Origin of the sequence: Oceanisphaera marina, assembly GCF_014643915.1 — a bacterium.
GTDB lineage: Bacteria > Pseudomonadota > Gammaproteobacteria > Enterobacterales > Aeromonadaceae > Oceanimonas > Oceanimonas marina.
Window position 1 is genome coordinate 1 of sequence record NZ_BMKE01000032.1, and the last position, 18,405, is coordinate 18,405.

Sequence of the window (18,405 nt, forward strand, 5' to 3'; positions counted from 1 at the left end):
ATATTCTGCCTGAAAAAAGAAAACGGCCCAAGAGTAGGACCGTTCGGATATCAAAAACTCGGTACACCATTCAGTCTAAACACGCTTAACTGAATGGTGTTAGCCAATGGGCGGCCTTGCTGTTGGTGGCGAGTAGCGGATCAGGCGGGTTGGGTTTTGGCCTTGATGGCATCAAACATGGAGCTGTGCTTCTCGGGTTGCTGCAGCCGGAAGTGTGCTATCTGCTGACTCAGATCGCGCGAGGCGCCCAGTACCCGATGACTGGTTTGTGAAATAAGCTCACTCACCTGCAGCGCTTCCTGCGAGCCGACATTGATCTGCGTGAGATTGCGATTAATCTCCTCGGCTACGGCCGACTGCTCTTCCGATGCGGTTGCTATCTGAGCATTCATGTCGTTAATGCGTTGTACTTCATCCAGAATTTTCTCCAGGTCCTGGCCTGCTGCACGCACTACCTCTACGCTGCTCCCCGCCTGTTCCTGGCTGATGTGCATATGCTCCACCACGGTACCAGCATGGCTTTGCAACTGCTGGATCATGCGCTGGATTTCACCGGTCGACTCCTGAGTGCGTTGTGCCAAAGAGCGTACTTCGTCGGCCACTACCGCAAAGCCGCGGCCTGAGTCGCCGGCTCGGGCTGCCTCAATGGCTGCGTTAAGCGCCAGCAGGTTGGTCTGTTCGGAAATATTACTGATCACCTCTACCACGGAACCAATTTGCTGGGTTTGAGCTTCCAGTTCGCGCATGGCGTTATCGGCCTTTGTTACCGACTCGGCCAATTGCAGCATGCTTTCTATGCTGCGCGCCACATCGTCGTGACCCATGCGTGCTTCGTTATTGGCATGATCGGCAGCCTCAGAGGCATCATTGGCATAGCGAGCCACTTCATGCACGGTGGCATTCATTTCATTCATGGCGGTCGCTACCTGATCGACTTCGGAAAACTGTGCCTGCATGCTGACGCGAGTCTGCTGGCTTTTCACGCTTAACCCCTCAGCTTCGTCATCCAGTGTGCTTGAGGCATGACGCACCCTCAACAATAGTTGGCACAGTTGTTCACCCATGCTGTCTACCCCCCGTGAAAGCTGGCCAATTTCATCGGTCCGGGTGGCTTGGGTACGCACACTGAGATCGCCTTTGCCAAATTGCTGCACCACATCCAGTACACGAGTGACCGAAAAGGTAAGAGAGCGACTGATAAGTACCACTATGATCAGAGCCAGCACCATTACCAGTGCGGTTAGCAGCAGCGATTTGGTCGCCTGTTGCCAGAAGAGGGCATTCACGTCGCTTAGATATACGCCACTGCCAATTACCCAGCCCCAGGGGGTAAAGCTTTGCACATAAGAAACTTTATGTTGTGGGGAATCGAATTGCGGACCTAAGTAGCTGTATTCAACAAAGCCGGCACTTTGTTGCTTTACCGTCTGCACCATGGCCTGCCAGTGATGCTTGCCCTCGGCATCTGTTACCTGAGTCATGTCTTTACCTTCAGACTCGGGCTTTAATGGATGCAGTACCAGGCGATGCTGCATGTCGTTGATCCACATATAGCCATCATCACCATAGCGCAGGGCGCCCACCGCTTGCTTGGCCAGGCGTCGACTTTCTTCTTCGCCCAATGTCTGATGCTGTGCATAGTAGTAACCGACCAGAGATACGGCTGCTTCGACCTGTTCCTGAACTTTTTCTTTACGGGCATCCAGCAATTCGTGACGCAGGCCGATCATGGCCGAGCCCTGTACCAGCAGAATGCCGATAAACAGGCTAGCGACCATGGCCAGTAATTTATAACGAAGACTCAGATTATTTAGTAATTGCATGTCCATCCTTCCCGACTAGGCAATCTATCGCCATTAGTGATGTGATATTGAAGCTGCGGACAGAAGGTTGTCTGTGATCAGAAATAACATCGACATTAATTAAAACATGCCGATATTCCATTCATCAGGTTAAGCGTCCCGTGCTTATTATTGTGTTATTTCGACTGGAGAATGCCCTGGTCGGGGATATTGCCAGCCTGTACCAGACTAACAGCGTCAATCGGGAAGAAATATATTTAAAGTTGTGATTTTATTGATGATAATCATGGTAATGGCAGGCTGGTTAATGGAGCGAGTCAGTAAAGATGGTCGTTTATGAGCAAGCAGTGGTGCCAACCGGTACACTTGGCTAAGATGCGATTTCATCTGGTGTTAAGCATGGATCTGGAGGTGTGGCATGGCTCGGGCAAATGAAGTTAAAAAAGGCATGGTGATCGAACTGGACAGCAAGCTGCTGATGGTACGTGATATTGATGTTCAAAGCCCCAGCGCTCGTGGCGCTACCACCTTGTATAAAATGCGTTTTACCGACTTGAAAACCGGGCTCAAGGTAGAGGAAAGGTTCAAGGGTGACGAACAACTTAATACCATAGAGTTGCAACGGCGAAATGTGGTGCTGTCTTATATCGACGGGGAAGAACATATCTTTATGGATAATGAAGACTACAGCCAATATCCCATTCGCAGCGCCGATATAACCGACGAACTCTTGTTTCTGGATGAAAACACGACCGGCACTCAGGCACTGTTGGTCGAGGGACAAGTCATCGGTCTGGAATTACCCCAAACGGTGGAAATGGTGATTGTTGATACGGCGCCTGAGTTGAAAGGTGCGTCTGCATCTGCCCGTACCAAGCCGGCCACCTTCGCTACCGGGCTAACGATACAGGTGCCGGAATATCTGAAAATTGGCGATAAGGTGCGTCTGCATACCACGGATAAACGCTATGTAAGTCGGGCCGATTAGGGCGCTTTTGTTGATATGATAAGCGTGATGGTTAAATAGCGTGAAAGGGTAACGATGGCAAACATACGGCTGCTGGCCAACCTGAATTGTGATCATGTGTTGTTGCTGGATGAGCCGCTGCAAGCGGGCGGTCGTTTACAATACCGGGATCAGGGATGTCGATTAGGGGGCGGCGGGGCGAATACCGGCATCGGTTTGTTATGGGCCGGGCACCAGGTGAGTATTCTGGCCCGGGTGGGACAGGACGTGACGGGTAACTGGTTACTGCAAGAAGCGGCCGAACTTGGGCTGGATGTCAGCCATGTTGAGCAGTTTGACGGTGAAACCGGTGAATTGCTGGTGCTGGTAGACAGTCGGGGGGAGCGCACTATTTTGCGTCAACATCGCCGGTCTGCCTTGCCCGGCACTTTGCCTACCGAGCTCGTAGATTGCCTGTATGTGAATTATGACGGTGATGAGGCCGCGAGCTATATGGCGAACATGGCGGCTCATCGCCTGGTCGTCAGCCAGTATCCCAAAGGGGGGCATGGTTCACGTCCCTGTCAGGTCATGATCGCCTCTGCGGCCGATTTGGCACAGCAAGAGGATGTGTGGCGCCATGGCTTGCAGCTGGCAGGATCCGGCTTGCAGTGGCTGGTGGTGACCCACGGAGAACAGGGCGTGGAGGCGTTTTCTGCCACGCAACATCTGCAAATTCCCGCCAGGCCCGTGTCTGTGGTGGATGCTACCGGGGCCGGTGATGCCTTTGCCGGTGGCCTGATCCATGGCTTGCTGGCGGGTCTGCCCATGGCCGCAGTCTTGACTCAAGCCAGCCAGTGGGCGGCCTACACCTTGTCTTCCAGCACCTCTATACCCTCGGAGCAGCTTAAAAACTATCTACGTGCGAATGGCTGAATTCTCTGGCCGTCGCTGTTAAGCTGACGGTTGCTTATCGGCTTGTTGGACACTCACCTTGGATAACGGTTTTATAATCTCTTTGCTTAGTCAGTGCTGGCGCTGGTCGGTATTTTTGATGTTTCCCTTGCTGGTGGTGTTATACACACAGCTGCGTGGCGTGCCGCTGGCGGTATTCGATAACGGCGTTAACCAGCACAAATGGCTGATCATCCTGTTTTACCTGCTGTACGTGCTGCTGTGGTTGCGTTTTAACCGCCGCGTACTGGCCTTGCTTGAACAGCGCAGGCGCTGATGATGCTTATATTTACCGAATACTGGCCCTATTTGTTGGCGGCAGCCACTGCGATGCTCGCCTGGGGATTAACCCACTTGAGGCTGGGTACTCGGCTGCAGCTGCTGGCCCAGCAAAATCAGCAACTACAGGCCCAGGTAAGCGATAAGTCGGGCGAGTTGCAAGAAACCAGGCAGCGGCTGGAGCAGCAGCAGCAACTGGTGCTGAAGATGAATGGGCGACTGAAAGAATACGAAACCCTGTTGCGCCAGGAGCGACAGTGGGCGGCAGAAAAACAGGCCGAGTTTGCCGCCAGCGAAGCCCGCCTTGGCCAACAATTTGAAAACCTGGCCCAGCGTATTTTCGAGCAAAAAACCCATAACTTCCGTGAATTGAATCAAAACAGCCTGGATGGGCTGTTATCCCCTTTGCGTGAGCAACTGGAAGGCTTTCGGCGCAGTATGCAGGAAACCTACGCCGATGAAAGTCGCCAGCGTCATAGCCTGAAGTTCGAAATCGAAAGACTGGCCGAGCTGCACCAGCAGATGAGTGCCGACACCTCTGCCCTCACGCGGGCGCTGAAAGGCGACAGCAAGCAGCAGGGCAATTGGGGGGAAGTGGTGTTGTCTCGGGTGTTGTCCGAGTCGGGCTTGCGTGAAGGCCACGAGTACAGCACCCAGATGAGCCTGAACAATGCCGACGGCAAGCGTTATCAGCCAGACGTCATCGTGCACCTCCCCCAGAACAAAGACATTATCATCGATGCCAAAGTGTCACTGACCGCCTATGAACGTTACTTCAATGGCGACGACATGGCGACGCGTGAACAAGCATTGCGCGATCATGTTGCCTCGGTTCGCGGCCATATTCGCGAGTTGGGCCGCAAAGATTATCAGCACCTGCAAGGGGTCAGAACCCTGGATTATGTGTTGATGTTTGTGGCGGTAGAGCCGGCATTTCTGGTGGCGGTAGAAGCCGAGCCTGCTCTCATCAAATATGCACTGGATCATAATATTCTGCTGGTCAGCCCCACCAACTTGCTGGTGGCCTTACGCACCATAGAAAACCTGTGGCGAGTCGAGCGACAAAATCAGAATGCGCGTAAAATTGCCGAATCTGCAGGTAAAATTTATGAAAAGCTGCGTTCATTTACGGAAGATATGGAAGCCGTGGGGCAGTCGTTACGCCGCGCCGACGATAATTATCAGCGCGCCATGAAGAAACTGAGCAGTGGTCGCGGCAATTTGATCCGCCAGGCCGAAGCCTTTCGCGAGCTGGGGGTGGAAGTCAGCAAGCCCCTGCCCGAACACCTGCAAGAAACCGCTGTCGAAGAAGAGCGTCTGCCAGAGAACAGCTGTTAAAGGCCAAAGATTGCTTTGTCATGGTATTCCCCTGCCCCTCGAAACATTGAAGGGCAGGCCCTTTGGGCGGCGGAACGCTGTGAGTAAAGAAAGACGGTATCCGTCTTTAGTTGACGGCGTAAGGCGTACCGCTTTGTTGTTACTAGCTTCGCCAGAAGCTGGGGAAAAACAGCACCATGATCGTCATGATTTCCAGCCGGCCCATCAGCATGCCCAGCGCCAGTAACCATTTGGCGGTATCGGGAAAATCGGCAAAGTTGCCGTTCGGGCCTATTGCGTCACCTATCCCCGGCCCCACATTGGCTACTGCGGTCATGGCGGCACTGATGGCCTCTTGCGGGGGAAGAGACAGCAGCGTCAACAAGAGTGCGAGTATCACTATGGTGGCGAAATAGGCAAAGATAAAGGTGATCAGCGAGCGCACTATACCGTCGTTAACATGACGGCCGTTATAGCGTTGCCCCACGACAGCTCTGGGATGCATCAAGAGATACAGCTGTTTGCTGAACAAAGCCATACCCACCTGAAAGCGGAAAATCTTGAAGCCACCGGCGGTGGATCCGGAGCAGGCGCCGCACACCATCAGCAGTGCAAACAACACCAGCGGAAAGGCCCCCCAATCACCAAAGTCGTCTAGGCCGTAGCCGGTGGTGGTGATCACCGAAATCAGATTGAATAATCCTATGCGAATAGCGTCCATCAGCGGATAGCGCCCGGTCAGCCACAGATACAGGCTCAACACCAAACCGGTACCAATCAGCAGAGCAATAAACCCCCGCACCTGAGCATCCTTGAACAGGTGGAGGTTTCTTTGCTGCAGACTGTAGACCATAAGCAAAAAAGGCAGTCCGCCAATAAACATAAACACTATACCCACCCAGTGCGCCGCGGGGGAAAAGTGATTCATGGAACCATCGGAAGTGGAATAGCCACCGGTACTGATGGTGGTCATGGCATGATTGACCGCCTCGAAGGCATTCATGTTGGATAACAGATAATAACCGGCAATGCAGAGCAGAGTGAGCACCAGATACAGCAGCACGATGCGTTTGGCCATGGTGGCGGCTCTGGGGGCACTTTTATCGGACCAGTCGGAAGACTCGGTTTGAAAGAGCTTCATTCCGCCCACGTTGAGGTAGGGTAATATGGCTACCGCCGCCACAATAAAGCCGACGCCGCCAAGCCACTGCAAAACGGAGCGCCAGAGCAATATGGCGGCGGGCATGGTGTCCAGGCCGGTTAATACGGTCGAGCCCGTGGTGGTGACGCCCGACATGGTCTCGAAGAAGGCATCGGTAAAGTTAATGTGGCTGATAAAAACAAACGGCAGGGCGCCAAAGATGCAAACAGAAAGCCACACCAGGGTGGTGACAAGAAACATTTCCTTGATCCTGAGATGAATCTGCTCCCGCCTGCCCGCCAGCAGCAAGAGCACGGCAATGACATGAGTGAGCAGGGTCGCCAGTAAAAATTCCCGAAACCCCAGGCTGCGCCCCGACAGCGCCAACAGGGTTGGCAACCACATGAACAATGCCAACTTGGACAACGCCACGCTTAAAATAAAAGCGATGGGCCTCAGGTTAAACATCCGTGTCTCCCAAGAGAGGTAAAGGCGAGCCCTACAGGAAGAAGGGGCTGGGCTGGAACAGACGCTCTACTTCTGGAATAAACTTTTTGTCGACCAGAAAGAGGATCACGTGGTCATTTTGTTCGATGACCGTTTGGTCATGACCAATGATCACTTCGCTGCCCCGCACTATGGCGCCTATGGTGGTGCCCGGTGGCAGTTTCAGCTCACCGACCTGGCGGCCCACCACCTTGGAAGTGGCACTGTCGCCATGCGCGATGGCTTCAATGGCTTCGGCCGCCCCGCGTCGCAGCGAATACACGTTTACAATGTCGGCGCGCCTTACGTGGGTAAGCAGTGCCGATATGGTGGCTTGTTGCGGCGAAATGGCCACATCGATACTGCCGCCTTGCACTAAATCCACATAGGCGCTGCGCTGTATCAGTACCATGGTTTTTTTGGCGCCCAGCTTCTTGGCCAGCATGGCCGACATGATGTTGGCCTCATCCTTGTTGGTAACGGCAATAAATACATCTACCTGATCGATATGTTCTTCAATCAGCAGTTCTTGATCCGCCGCATCGCCACAAAAAACGATAGTGTGTTCCAGCAGCTCGGACAGCTGCTCGGCTCTATTCAGGTTGTGTTCAATCAGCTTGACCGAATAGTGCTTTTCCAGCCGCCGAGCCAGACCGGCGCCCACATGACCGCCGCCGACGATCATGATGCGTCTGTAGTCGCTTTCCAGGCGCTGCAATTCGGACATGACCGCCCGAATATGGCCACTGGCCGCCACAAAGAATACTTCGTCATCGGCTTCGATAATGGTGGTGCCCTGAGGGCGTATCGGTCTGTCCTGACGAAAGATAGCCGCAACCCGGGTATCTATGCCGGGCATATGGTCACGCAGGCTGGATAAGGCATTGCCTACCAGGGGGCCGCCATAATAGGCCTTGATGGCCACCAGGCCGACCTTGCCTTCGGCAAAGTCCACCACCTGCAAGGCACCGGGATATTGGATCAGGCGATAGATATATTCGGTGACCAGCTGTTCGGGGGCTATCAGGTTGTCCACCGGCAGCGCTTCGTTCAGAAACAGCCGCTCTCGCTCGGCCAGAAACTCCGGCGAACGAATGCGCGCCACCTTGTTGGGGGTGTTAAACAGCGAGTAGGCCACCTGACAGGCAATCATGTTGGTTTCGTCACTGCTGGTCACTGCTACCAGCATATCCGCATCCTGGGCGCCGGCTTCACGCAGCACATTGGGATAAGCTCCGTGGCCGTTGACCACGCGCAAGTCGTACTTGTCCTGCAACTCGCGCAGCCGCTCGGCATTGGTATCGACTATGGTGATGTCGTTATTTTCGCCCACCAGATTTTCCGCCAGGGTGCCCCCTACCTGGCCGGCTCCCAGAATGATGATCTTCATGCCAATTTACTCAGCTTGGCATAATAAAAGCCGTCCCGTTGCTCGGCGCCAGGCAGCAATTGCCAGCCGGGTTGCTCCGGGGTATCGCTCGCGTGCAATGCCTGATGGAGGGCGTCGGGGGTGCGGTGTAAAAACGCCTTGATCTGTTCGCTGTTTTCATCGGGCAAAATAGAGCAGGTGGCATAAAGCAGGGTGCCACCGGGCTTAAGCTGTTGCCAGAGTGCATCCAGAATCTGTGCTTGCAGGGTAGCCAGCTGAGCAATGTCTTCTGGCCGGCGCAGCCACTTGATGTCGGGGTGGCGCCGGATCACACCGGTAGCAGAGCAGGGTGCATCCAGCAAAATGCGATCGAAAGCCTTGCCTTGCCACCAGTCGGCGGGCTGGGCAGCGTCACCCTGCAGCACGGTGGCTTGCAGACCGATACGCTCCAGATTTTGATGTACTCGCTTGAGCCGCTCGCCATCCATGTCTACCGCCACCAGCTGTGCCAGTGCCGGTTGGCGCTCCAGAATATGCGCGGTTTTGCCACCGGGGGCGGCACAGGCATCCAGCACCAGTTCGCCCGCTTGCGCATCCAGCAATTGGGCGGCCATTTGTGCCGCGGCATCCTGCACCGAGCTATGACCCTGGTCAAAACCGGGCAGGGTGGTGACGTCTGCCGGGCGGGCCAGGCGCAGGGCGCTGTGAGCCTGCTCATCGGGCGTGGCATCCAGCCCCTCTTGTTGCAGCAACGCCAGATATTGCTCGGTGCTATGCAGGCTTTGATTCACCCGGATCCACATGGGGGGATGTTCGTTATTCGCGGTCAGAATGCCCTGCCACTGGTCGGGATAGGCTTGCTGTATTCGTTTAAACAACCAGTTGGGGTGTGCCAAACGCAGCTGTGGCAAGGCATCTACCTTGGCCGTCAGCTCATCCTGCTGGCGTTGCACGTTACGCAACACACCGTTGACCATGCCCTTGAACGGCTCGGCCTTCAGTATTTTGCAGGCGTTGACGGTTTCGGCCAGCGCGGCATGGGCCGGAATGCGGGTATACAGCAGTTGATAGATGCCCACCAGGATCAGGGAGTGCACCACTCGGTATTTTCCCTTGAGTGGCTTTTCCAGCAACGGCTTGGTCATGGCATCGAGCCGGCTGTACCAGCGCAAGGTGCCAAAACACAGCTCCTGCAGCAAGGCGCGATCCTTGGCGGCAACCTCAGTTTGATAACGCGGGAGCAGGGTGGACAGCGACTGCCCCTGATTCAGTACCTGATGCAGGATGTTGGCGGCGGCGGCACGGGTTTTCATAGCATTTCCAATGAGTTGAAGAGTTTTTAGGCGAGAGAGCTGCCTACTTGAAACCAGTCTTTGCGGGCGTTGAGTATATCCTGGCAGCTCATGGCTTTTTTACCGGGTACCTGCAAGCTCAGCAGACGCAATACGCCGTTGCCGGTAGCAACGTCTATGCCCGCTTTATTGGCTTGAATAATGGTGCCGGGTGCCGGCTTGCTGTTATGGATTAGCTCAGGACTGTCGGCCACCACCTCGCTTTGCCATACCTTGATGTTGTGTTCACCCACCATAAAGTAACTGAACGGCCAGGGATTAAAAGCGCGTACGCAGCGTTCTATGTGTGCCGCCGGCTGTTGCCAGTCGATGCAAGCCTCTTCTTTAGAAAGCTTTTCTGCGTAGTTGGCCAGCGCGTCGTTTTGCGGTACGGCTGTGGCGCGGCCGTGGGCAATCGCACTCAGGCTGTCCAATAAGGCTTGAGGGCCAATATCGGCCAACTTTTCGTACAGGCTGGCCGAAGTATCGGTCGGTTCAATGGCAAGCTGTGCGGTATGCAACATGGCACCGGTATCCAGGCCTTTATCCATCTGCATGATGGTCACGCCTGTTTCTTGATCACCGGCCCAGATAGCGCGTTGAATGGGGGCTGCACCCCGCCAGCGTGGCAGCAAGGAGCCGTGTACATTGATGCACCCCAGTCGTGGGGCGTCCAGCACGGCTTGAGGTAAAATCAGGCCGTAGGCCACCACTACCATAATGTCGGCATTCAGGGCGGCCAGCGGCTGCTGGGCCTCTTCATTACGCAGGCTTTGCGGCTGCAGTACTGGAATACCCGCCTGTTCGGCCGCCACCTTGACCGGGCTGGCGGTCAGTTTCTTGCCGCGCCCGGCGGGTCTGTCGGGCTGGGTATAAACGGCGACGATATTGTGCTCGGAGTCGAGCAGGGCCTGTAAATGACGGGCCGCAAAGTCTGGAGTGCCGGCAAAAATGATATTGAGTGCGCTCAAGGTATGTCCTTTATTATTGGAATCAGAGGGCTTCTTGCTTGGTCAGTTTTTCCATTTTCTGACGAATGCGCTGGCGCTTGAGCGGCGACAGGTAATCGACAAACAGCTTGCCGATCAGGTGATCCATTTCATGCTGAATGCAGATAGCCAGCAGATCGTCGGCTTCCAGCTCGAAGGTTTCGCCGTGCTCGTTTTGGGCCCGAACCTTGACGTATTCGGCTCTTTCTACCAGCGCCCGGGCGCCAGGCACCGACAAGCAGCCTTCTTCAATACCGGTGCTGCCGCGTTGCTCGAGGATCTCGGGATTGATCAACACCAGGCGTTGTTCTCTGTCTTCAGAGGCGTCGATCACGATCAGTTGCTGATGAATGTCGACTTGAGTCGCCGCCAGCCCGATGCCTTCTTCTGCGTACATGGTTTCAAACATATCATCTACAATTTGTAGCAATGCGGGCGTAAATTCGGTGATGGGCTTGGCGACGGTGCGCAGCCGCTCATCGGGGAAACGTAATACTTTCAATACTTGTGCCATGACTACCTAACTCATTTATCTATCGATATTGGTAGTATTTTAGCCATGTAAGCACACAAAAAACAGCAAGAGTTAACATAAGGTCGCTGAGGTGATGAAACAAAGGGCGCCAGGCATGCTTTATCGCCGCTTTTAGAGTCCATACGAACCCTGTCGAGTGGATGGGGGCGTCTGGACTCGGCACGCTTCGCTTCATTATGCATGTATGACATTGCCAAGCTTATGGATGAGGTGGTAGATGACAGCAGCAAACTTAGAGCAACATCCGTTATTACCCTGGTTGGCCTTGCAGCATACTCATGGCATTGGCCCGGTTCGTGCGATTCAGCTGCGACGCAAGCTGGGGGTTAAATGGTATCAATCGGAACAACTTGAGCGCTGTACCTTCAACGCAGAGCAACGGCTGCAACTGCAAACCGCCCATCTCGACGTACTGGAAGCCCTGCTAACCTGGCAACAAGGTGCGGCGAATCGTCATATTTTACATTGGGATCACCCTGACTACCCTGAACAGCTCAAGGCAACGGTGGGCGCCCCTTTGTTACTGTTTGTGGAAGGCGAGCTTGGGGAGTTACCTCAAGCGCAAATTGCCGTGGTGGGCAGCCGTCATCCTTCCTATGTGGGGAAAGAAAACACCCGCGATCTGATCCCGATGTTGGTGGATGCGGGGGCCATCATCACCTCCGGGTTGGCCATTGGCGTCGATGGGCTGAGCCATAGGGCAACGTTAGACGCAGGCGGAACCACGCTGGCGGTGCTAGGCTCAGGACTGGAGAGGTGTTATCCCAAACGGCATCAGCGTTTGGCCGCAGAGCTGATAGACGGCGGCGGGGCCTTGCTGTCGGAATGCTATCCCTGGCTTGGACCTTTGGCGCATCACTTTCCACGTCGTAATCGCATTATCAGTGGCTTGAGTGTGGGTGTACTGGTGGTGGAAGCGGCCGAACGCAGCGGCTCTCTGATCACTGCACGCTATGCCATTGAACAGGGGCGAGAGGTGTTTGCCATTCCCGGAGCCTGGCAAAATCCCTTGGCATCGGGGTGTAATAAATTGATCCAGCAAGGCGCCAAGCTGGTGATGGACGCCAATGATATTCTGGAAGAACTGGCCGCTTTTTCAGTGGCGGCAGTCAAAATTATGCAACCGATGTCGGAGGAATTATTGCCTTATCCGGAGTTGTTGGATAACGTAGGTTTAGAGGTAACGGCGTTAGATTTAATTGCGTCCCGTTGCCAACAGCCGGTGCAGGAAGTGCTAACCCGGTTGGTCGAGCTGGAATTGGCTGGCTGGGTGGAAACTGTACCCGGGGGTTATGTCAGAGCGAGGAGGGGTTGATCATGTTCGAGGTACTCATGTACTTGTTCGAAACCTACATTCACACCGATGTAGATGCAGCGGTAGAACAGGATGTTCTCGCCGATGAATTAACCCAGGCGGGCTTTCATAAGCAAGAAATCCTGAAGGCGCTGGCGTGGCTGGAACGGTTGGCCGATCTGCAAGAAGCAGAGGAAACCCCCAAGTGGGCCAGATCGGAGCCAGATTCTTTCCGTATCTATACCCAGGAAGAGCTGTACAAGATCGATGCCGAAGGCCGAGGCTTTTTGCTGTTTCTTGAGCAAATCAAGGTGCTTAACTCAGAAACCCGCGAAATTGTCATCGATCGGTTAATGGAGCTGGATCCACCGGAAATTGAACTGGACGATCTCAAATGGGTGGTGATGATGGTGCTGTTTAATGTACCCGGTAGCGAGTCTGCCTATCACCAGCTGGAAGAACTCATTTTTGAGCAGCCAGAAGGGATGGTTCACTGACAACCGGCAGCCGCGCTGATAGAATTCAGCAAATGAATTCGGAGGCGCGGCATGTCGAAAATCGATTCCAGTCTGTTTAATACCCAGGAAAGTACGCCCGATTGGGATAACGATCCCTGTCCTCTATGTGGTGCCGCCCTGGAGTTACGTCATGGCAAACATGGCGCCTTTATTGGCTGCGTCTCTTACCCTGCCTGTGATTATTTGCGCCCGCTTAAAGTCATCGAACACGATCAAGACATAGAAAAAGTGTTGGAAGGCAGTGAATGTCCCCGGTGTGGCCATCAGTTGGCACTGAAAAAAGGGCGATTTGGCTTGTTTATCGGCTGTACCCATTATCCCGACTGTGATCACATTGCCGACATTAACGATCAGGGCCAGGCAGAACCCCTGTGCCCAGTGTGCAACAAGGGCCAGTTAGTGGCCAGAACCTCCCGCTATGGCAAGCGCTTTTACGCCTGCAACCATTATCCCGATTGCCGATTTGTGCTGAATGACAAGCCCGTTGACGAGCGCTGCCCCGATTGCGGTTTTGCTATTTTAATCGAGCGTAAAGGTCAGCTTCATTGCCCGAAAAAAGGCTGTGGCTATCAAAAATAATGGGCCCGTTAACCGAGTGCTTTTAACAGGCCTGACGTATATGAAGGAAGTCGTACTTTAATGAACCTGCAATCATTGCAACTTGCCCTTGAGCAATTGCACCAGGGGGGCGTCATTGGCTACGCCACCGAAGCGGTCTTTGGATTGGGTTGTGACCCGGACAACGGTGATGCCGTAGCGCGTCTGCTCGAGATCAAACAAAGACCCATCGACAAAGGCCTGGTACTCATCGCGGCCGACTTCAGTCAGCTAGTGCCTTACCTTGATTTGGCCGCCCTGCCGCAAGGGCGGTTGGAAATAATCTTGGCCAGCTGGCCTGGGCCTTTTACCTGGATTATTCCTGCCAAACCCGAAGTGCCGGTCTGGTTAAAGGGACGCTTCAACTCGCTGGCTGTAAGGGTAACGGCTCATCAGCAAGTACATGACCTCTGTCTGGCCTTTGGCAAACCCCTGGTATCCAGCAGCGCCAATAAAAGTGGCGAGCCGCCGGCAAGAACCGACATTCAGCTTACAGAGCAACTGGGAGTCGAGCTGGATTATGTCTTGCCCGGACAAACCGACGGCCTTGCCAATCCATCCTTGATTAGAGATGGCAGCACTGGCGCCGTACTGCGCTCCGCCTGAACCTCACAGTAGAGTAGAGAGAAAATACATGAGCACGAAACCCGATATCATGGCCGTGAAAGCCTTTTTGTTACAGTTACAAGATGACATCTGTGCCGGTCTGGAGCAGTCGGACGGTGTGGGTCGATTTGAAGAAGACAGCTGGACCCGGGCCGAAGGTGGCGGTGGTCGTAGCCGCGTGATGCGCAACGGTGGCGTCATTGAACAAGGCGGCGTTAATTTTTCTCATGTACATGGCGATGCCATGCCGGCCTCGGCCACCGCACACCGGCCAGAGCTGGCGGGACGTTCGTTTGAAGCCATGGGCGTGTCGTTGGTTATTCACCCGAAAAATCCCCATGTGCCAACCAGCCATGCCAACGTGCGTTTTTTTATTGCCGAAAAAGAAGGTGCCGACCCGGTATGGTGGTTTGGCGGCGGTTTTGACTTGACGCCTTTTTATCCGGTTGAAGAAGACTGCCAGCACTGGCACCAGGTGTCTCATGATTTGTGCGCGCCCTTTGGCGAGCAGGTATATCCCGAATACAAGGCCTGGTGCGACCGTTACTTTTATCTCAAACACAGAGATGAAACTCGCGGTGTGGGGGGCTTGTTCTTTGATGACCTGAACCAGTGGCCATTTGAGCAGTGCTTTGACTTTATGCAGGCGGTAGGGCGCGGTTATCTGGATGCCTATCTGCCGATTATTGCAAAGCGTAAAGACACGCCGTACACGGAACAACAACGCCAGTTCCAGCTATATCGCCGCGGTCGTTATGTCGAATTCAACCTGGTCTACGACCGAGGGACCTTGTTTGGCTTGCAAACCGGCGGCCGTACCGAGTCTATCTTGATGTCGATGCCGCCGCTGGCGCGCTGGGAATATGATTGGCAACCCGAGCCAGGCAGTGCAGAAGCCAGATTGAATGACTTCCTGGTGCCAAGAAACTGGGTTTAATGCTCATCATCCTGGGGAGCGAACAAGGCGATAACCTGATCGATTAGCCCTTGGCGCTCTCCACCGGGCAGATACGCCGCATACACCTCTCGTTTGATCGACGGCGTATCCTCCACGATAAACAGCTGCTCTTGCTGCTGGTAATTGCTGATCATCGAACTCGGCAAAAAGGTGCTTCCACCATGGTGCAGTAGATACTCAAGGGCTATGCGTACCGAACCTGTGTGCAACAAGGGGGGGGTAACGGCATTGAATAGCTTGGCGTGCTGAGTATTAAAGGCAGTGCCCCAATCGATGCGGATATAATCCTGAGCCATGGCCTTGGCGGTATCCAGATTCTGATAACTCGAGACCAGCTGTAGCTCCATGGTATGAATGGCGATATGGCGGACGCCTTCGATGCGGGCCGGATCGGTTAAAAAAGCCAGATCCAGAGTGCGACCCAGCAGGGCTCGGGTCATCTGCTCGGGAGTGCGAATATCGGCGCGTAATGAAAGGGCCGGCAACTCACAATACAGTCGATGCAAACCTTCTTGCAGATAGGCATCCCACAGGTTTGCCGTTCCCGCGACTGCCAGTTGCTGGGTTTGCCGTTCACTCAATGCTACCTCGTGTTGTGCCCGAGCCCAGGCCAGCAGCATGGACTCGGCATGGGGGATCAGCGCATCTCCCGAGGACGTCAGCTGAATATTATTACGCAAACGGGTAAACAGGGTGACTCCCAGCTGGTTTTCCAGCTGGCGGATCCGAAAGCTGACCGCCGAAGGGGTCAGATAAAGGTGTTCCGCGGCCTTGCCAAAATGGCGAGTGCGAGAGACTTCGAGAAAGGTTTTTAAGAGTTCAGTATCCAAGGAGAGCCACAATTTTTTTGTTCGTTAGGGCAAAATCTATTCGTTTCAGCAATTTTTGCAACCAAAAAAGCACAGTCAGTGGCAATATCGTGATTATTATCGTCTACTTAAGCCTATAGAGCCTGATTTAATTGTAAGCGAGAGCCAGTATCATGGACAGATATGCCGTTATCGGCCATCCCATCAAACACAGTCAATCTCCTTTTATTCATCATCAGTTTGCTGAACAGACTGGTCAAGCTGTTGATTACCAGCGCCTGCTGGCGCCACTGGATGGTTTTGACGATAGCCTGAATCATTTTGCCCGTGAAGGTGGTAAAGGCTGCAATATCACAGTGCCTTTTAAAACCCAGGCACTGGATATAGCAGACGAACTGACAGCAAGAGCCGAACTGGCCGGTGCGGTGAATACCCTGCATCTATTAGCGGACGGTCGCTGGCTGGGGGATAATACCGATGGCGCTGGGTTGGTCATGGACCTCAAACGTCTGGGCTTTAGCCTGAACGGAGCCAGAATATTATTGTTGGGTGCTGGCGGCGCGGCGCGCGGCGCCTTGTCTCCCTTATTGGCCGAGCAGCCAGCCCAGTTGGTGATTGCCAATCGCACGCCGGCGCGTGCAAATGAGCTGGCTCAACGTTTTGCGCACCTGGGAAATATTATCAGTGCGCCGCTGGAAGAGCTGGGGAGTCATTTCGATATCATCATCAACAGCACTTCCGCCAGCTTGCAAGGTGAAACACTGTCATTAGACAGCCAAGTCTGTCATGCAGAGACTAAAGTGTACGACATGATGTACGGCCGCGAAGAAACGCCATTTCTGACCTGGGCCAGAGAGCAGGGGCTTGAGCACAGATTTGACGGCTTGGGAATGCTGGTCGGGCAGGCCGCGGAAAGCTTCTATTTATGGCGCGGGGTGCGGCCGGACATGATGCCGGTTCTTGAAGCATTGCGTGCGCAGCTGGAAGCTGCGGCGTAAAGGAGCATGAATATGAATCAGGATATTATCGTTAACGATGACCTTAATTGGCAGCCAGATCAGCAAAGGGTCGCCTTTAGTGCCCAGTGGTTTGGTGGCCAAGTGGCGTGTTTTATCAGTCTGTCACAACTTGAGCACTTGTCCGGTCAGCCTCTGGTGGACGAGGCCAGCATTATGCTGGCCTTTGAATCGGTACGGTTTGATATAGAAGAGAAAGTCACAGAATTAATAAATCAGGAAGCCTTCGGCCCCGACGGCGGTTTATATCTATAAAGTAGAGCTGAGAGCGTGACAGCGAGATGCCAGGTGAGTACCTGAAGTCGCAGACGGATCTGTCTGGTTTCTCGTTTTCCTCACGCCTTTCATCTTACTCTTCACTGTTTTGCAGGTACTGATCTTTCAGGCGCACATAGTTTGCCGCCGACTCTGGCAAAAAAGCGAGTTCTTGTGGCGTTAATGCCCTAATCTTTTTTACTGGGCTGCCTACATATAAGTAACCCGACTCCAATTGCTTGCTCGGTGGCACCAGACTGCCAGCACCGACGATCACATCGTCAGCCACTTCTGCGCCATCCAGTAAAATAGCGCCCATACCAATCAACACCCGATTACCGATAACACAGGCATGCAACATGGCTTTGTGGCCTACGGTGACATCATTACCTATTACCAGAGGCAAGCCATCGGGCAACACTGTGCTGGGGCGAGTGACATGCAGCACGGCTCCGTCTTGAATGTTGGTACGAGCACCAATACGGATAGCATTCACATCACCTCTCGCCACTACCAGAGGCCAAATGCTGCTGTCTTCCCCCAGAGTGATATCGCCATACAAGACAGCGGAGCCTTCTACGAATACGCCGCTCGCCAGTGTTGGAGTGATACCGTTGTACGATTTCAGCTGTGTGGTCATAAGTGCTCTGTGGGTAGCGAATACATAATGACATCTTAGCGACTTCTATATAGATAGAAAACACAGCCGTCAGCGGTAAGTTTTCAGCTGTCAGAAAACCATAGCGCTGGTATGGTTTTCTGAGTCGATCCCTTAAAGCAGACGTCTTCTTGTGGAGTGCTGTGGGTAACTGTGTGAGTAAGTTGTGTCAATGCTGGGTGTTTAAGCAGTTAGTTATCAAAGTGTCATTTATCGTAAGAAACGCCTTGCGCTGAAAGCTGGGATCTCTATACTCCACCCCACTGACACGGAGCAAGCCGCTCACGGTCACAAGGGTTTGAAGAGAACGAAACAAAGTTTGAATCAACGCTTGACGAACACTACGGAATGCGTAGAATACGCATTCCTGACCTGAAACAAGGTCACGCTCTTTAACAATTTATCAAGCAAACTGTGTGGGCACTCGCAGGTCGTTGAGAAAAAAAATATTGTTTTTCAATGTCATGTGAAGTGCAACTAGAAATAGCAGTACATCAGATATTCATTGAGCATCAAGTCTTTAATTGAAGAGTTTGATCATGGCT

At 53.7% G+C, this 18,405-nt stretch carries 19 protein-coding genes; 11 read left to right on the top strand and 8 right to left on the bottom strand.

Annotated features, from left to right (window positions below):
- Nucleotides 1-140 precede the first annotated feature (140 nt).
- The gene (locus IEW52_RS14340; RefSeq protein WP_188630767.1) at nt 141-1,823 is read right to left on the bottom strand and encodes a methyl-accepting chemotaxis protein; all 1,683 of its coding nucleotides are present in this window, start codon (nt 1,821-1,823) and stop codon (nt 141-143) included.
- A 397-nt stretch (nt 1,824-2,220) separates the two neighbouring features.
- On the opposite strand from IEW52_RS14340, the gene efpL reads away from it, so the two are divergent.
- The 4 genes from efpL to rmuC are packed head-to-tail and all read left to right on the top strand — an operon-like array spanning nt 2,221 to nt 5,319.
- Nucleotides 2,221-2,790 (top strand): elongation factor P-like protein EfpL, encoded by a 570-nt coding sequence (gene efpL / locus IEW52_RS14345; protein ID WP_188630768.1) that lies wholly within the window; start codon nt 2,221-2,223, stop codon nt 2,788-2,790.
- A 54-nt stretch (nt 2,791-2,844) separates the two neighbouring features.
- The gene (locus tag IEW52_RS14350; protein ID WP_188630769.1) at nt 2,845-3,684 is read left to right on the top strand and encodes a PfkB family carbohydrate kinase; all 840 of its coding nucleotides are present in this window, start codon (nt 2,845-2,847) and stop codon (nt 3,682-3,684) included.
- A 58-nt stretch (nt 3,685-3,742) separates the two neighbouring features.
- A complete protein-coding gene (locus IEW52_RS14355) occupies nt 3,743-3,979 on the top strand; it encodes a hypothetical protein (RefSeq protein ID WP_188630785.1) in 237 nt (78 codons plus the stop codon).
- Between the two features lie 2 nt (nt 3,980-3,981).
- Nucleotides 3,982-5,319, top strand: a complete 1,338-nt coding sequence (gene rmuC / locus IEW52_RS14360) for a DNA recombination protein RmuC (RefSeq protein ID WP_188630784.1) — start codon at nt 3,982-3,984, stop codon at nt 5,317-5,319.
- A 142-nt stretch (nt 5,320-5,461) separates the two neighbouring features.
- Here rmuC and IEW52_RS14365 read toward each other — a convergent pair whose 3' ends face one another.
- The 5 genes from IEW52_RS14365 to def are packed head-to-tail and all read right to left on the bottom strand — an operon-like array spanning nt 5,462 to nt 11,128.
- Complete coding sequence (locus IEW52_RS14365) at nt 5,462-6,907, bottom strand: TrkH family potassium uptake protein (RefSeq protein ID WP_188630770.1); 1,446 nt, start codon at nt 6,905-6,907, stop codon at nt 5,462-5,464.
- A 31-nt stretch (nt 6,908-6,938) separates the two neighbouring features.
- Nucleotides 6,939-8,315, bottom strand: coding sequence for a Trk system potassium transporter TrkA (trkA, locus tag IEW52_RS14370; RefSeq protein ID WP_188630771.1), 1,377 nt, complete (start codon nt 8,313-8,315; stop codon nt 6,939-6,941).
- On the bottom strand, nt 8,312-9,607 hold the full coding sequence (gene rsmB / locus IEW52_RS14375) for a 16S rRNA (cytosine(967)-C(5))-methyltransferase RsmB (RefSeq protein ID WP_188630772.1): 1,296 nt from the start codon (nt 9,605-9,607) through the stop codon (nt 8,312-8,314). The genes trkA and rsmB overlap by 4 nt, the downstream gene beginning before the upstream one ends.
- Before the next feature lie 26 nt (nt 9,608-9,633).
- Entirely contained in the window at nt 9,634-10,596 is a 963-nt protein-coding gene (gene fmt, locus IEW52_RS14380) for a methionyl-tRNA formyltransferase (RefSeq protein ID WP_188630773.1), read from the bottom strand.
- Nucleotides 10,597-10,618: 22 nt separating this feature from the next.
- On the bottom strand, nt 10,619-11,128 hold the full coding sequence (gene def, locus IEW52_RS14385) for a peptide deformylase (protein ID WP_188630774.1): 510 nt from the start codon (nt 11,126-11,128) through the stop codon (nt 10,619-10,621).
- A 238-nt stretch (nt 11,129-11,366) separates the two neighbouring features.
- Here def and dprA point away from each other — a divergent pair, with 238 nt between their 5' ends.
- From dprA to hemF, 5 genes are read left to right on the top strand one after another with little or no spacing between them, the layout of a single operon-like run.
- Nucleotides 11,367-12,464 carry a DNA-processing protein DprA gene (dprA, locus tag IEW52_RS14390; protein ID WP_188630775.1) on the top strand — a complete coding sequence of 366 codons (1,098 nt, stop codon included), beginning with the start codon at nt 11,367-11,369 and terminating at the stop codon, nt 12,462-12,464.
- Between the two features lie 2 nt (nt 12,465-12,466).
- A complete protein-coding gene (locus tag IEW52_RS14395; RefSeq protein WP_188630776.1) occupies nt 12,467-12,940 on the top strand; it encodes a DUF494 family protein in 474 nt (157 codons plus the stop codon).
- Nucleotides 12,941-12,991: 51 nt separating this feature from the next.
- On the top strand, nt 12,992-13,540 hold the full coding sequence (locus IEW52_RS14400; RefSeq protein ID WP_188630777.1) for a DNA topoisomerase family protein: 549 nt from the start codon (nt 12,992-12,994) through the stop codon (nt 13,538-13,540).
- 60 nt (nt 13,541-13,600) lie between these two features.
- Nucleotides 13,601-14,164: an L-threonylcarbamoyladenylate synthase type 1 TsaC gene (tsaC, locus tag IEW52_RS14405; protein WP_188630778.1), complete on the top strand. Its 564-nt coding sequence runs from the start codon at nt 13,601-13,603 to the stop codon at nt 14,162-14,164.
- A 28-nt stretch (nt 14,165-14,192) separates the two neighbouring features.
- Nucleotides 14,193-15,101, top strand: coding sequence for an oxygen-dependent coproporphyrinogen oxidase (gene hemF, locus IEW52_RS14410; RefSeq protein WP_188630779.1), 909 nt, complete (start codon nt 14,193-14,195; stop codon nt 15,099-15,101).
- On the opposite strand, the gene hdfR is transcribed toward hemF, so the two are convergent.
- Entirely contained in the window at nt 15,098-15,952 is an 855-nt protein-coding gene (gene hdfR, locus IEW52_RS14415; RefSeq protein WP_195826139.1) for an HTH-type transcriptional regulator HdfR, read from the bottom strand. The genes hemF and hdfR overlap by 4 nt on opposite strands.
- A gap of 152 nt (nt 15,953-16,104) precedes the next feature.
- Between hdfR and aroE the strand changes: the two genes are divergently transcribed.
- Together aroE and IEW52_RS14425 are read left to right on the top strand one after the other, a co-directional pair.
- Nucleotides 16,105-16,929 (top strand): shikimate dehydrogenase, encoded by an 825-nt coding sequence (aroE, locus tag IEW52_RS14420; RefSeq protein ID WP_188630781.1) that lies wholly within the window; start codon nt 16,105-16,107, stop codon nt 16,927-16,929.
- 12 nt (nt 16,930-16,941) lie between these two features.
- Nucleotides 16,942-17,202, top strand: coding sequence for a DUF1488 family protein (locus tag IEW52_RS14425; RefSeq protein WP_188630782.1), 261 nt, complete (start codon nt 16,942-16,944; stop codon nt 17,200-17,202).
- Between the two features lie 94 nt (nt 17,203-17,296).
- Here the strand turns inward: IEW52_RS14425 and IEW52_RS14430 are convergent, their stop codons facing one another.
- Complete coding sequence (locus tag IEW52_RS14430) at nt 17,297-17,842, bottom strand: gamma carbonic anhydrase family protein (RefSeq protein ID WP_188630783.1); 546 nt, start codon at nt 17,840-17,842, stop codon at nt 17,297-17,299.
- Nucleotides 17,843-18,405 lie beyond the last annotated feature (563 nt).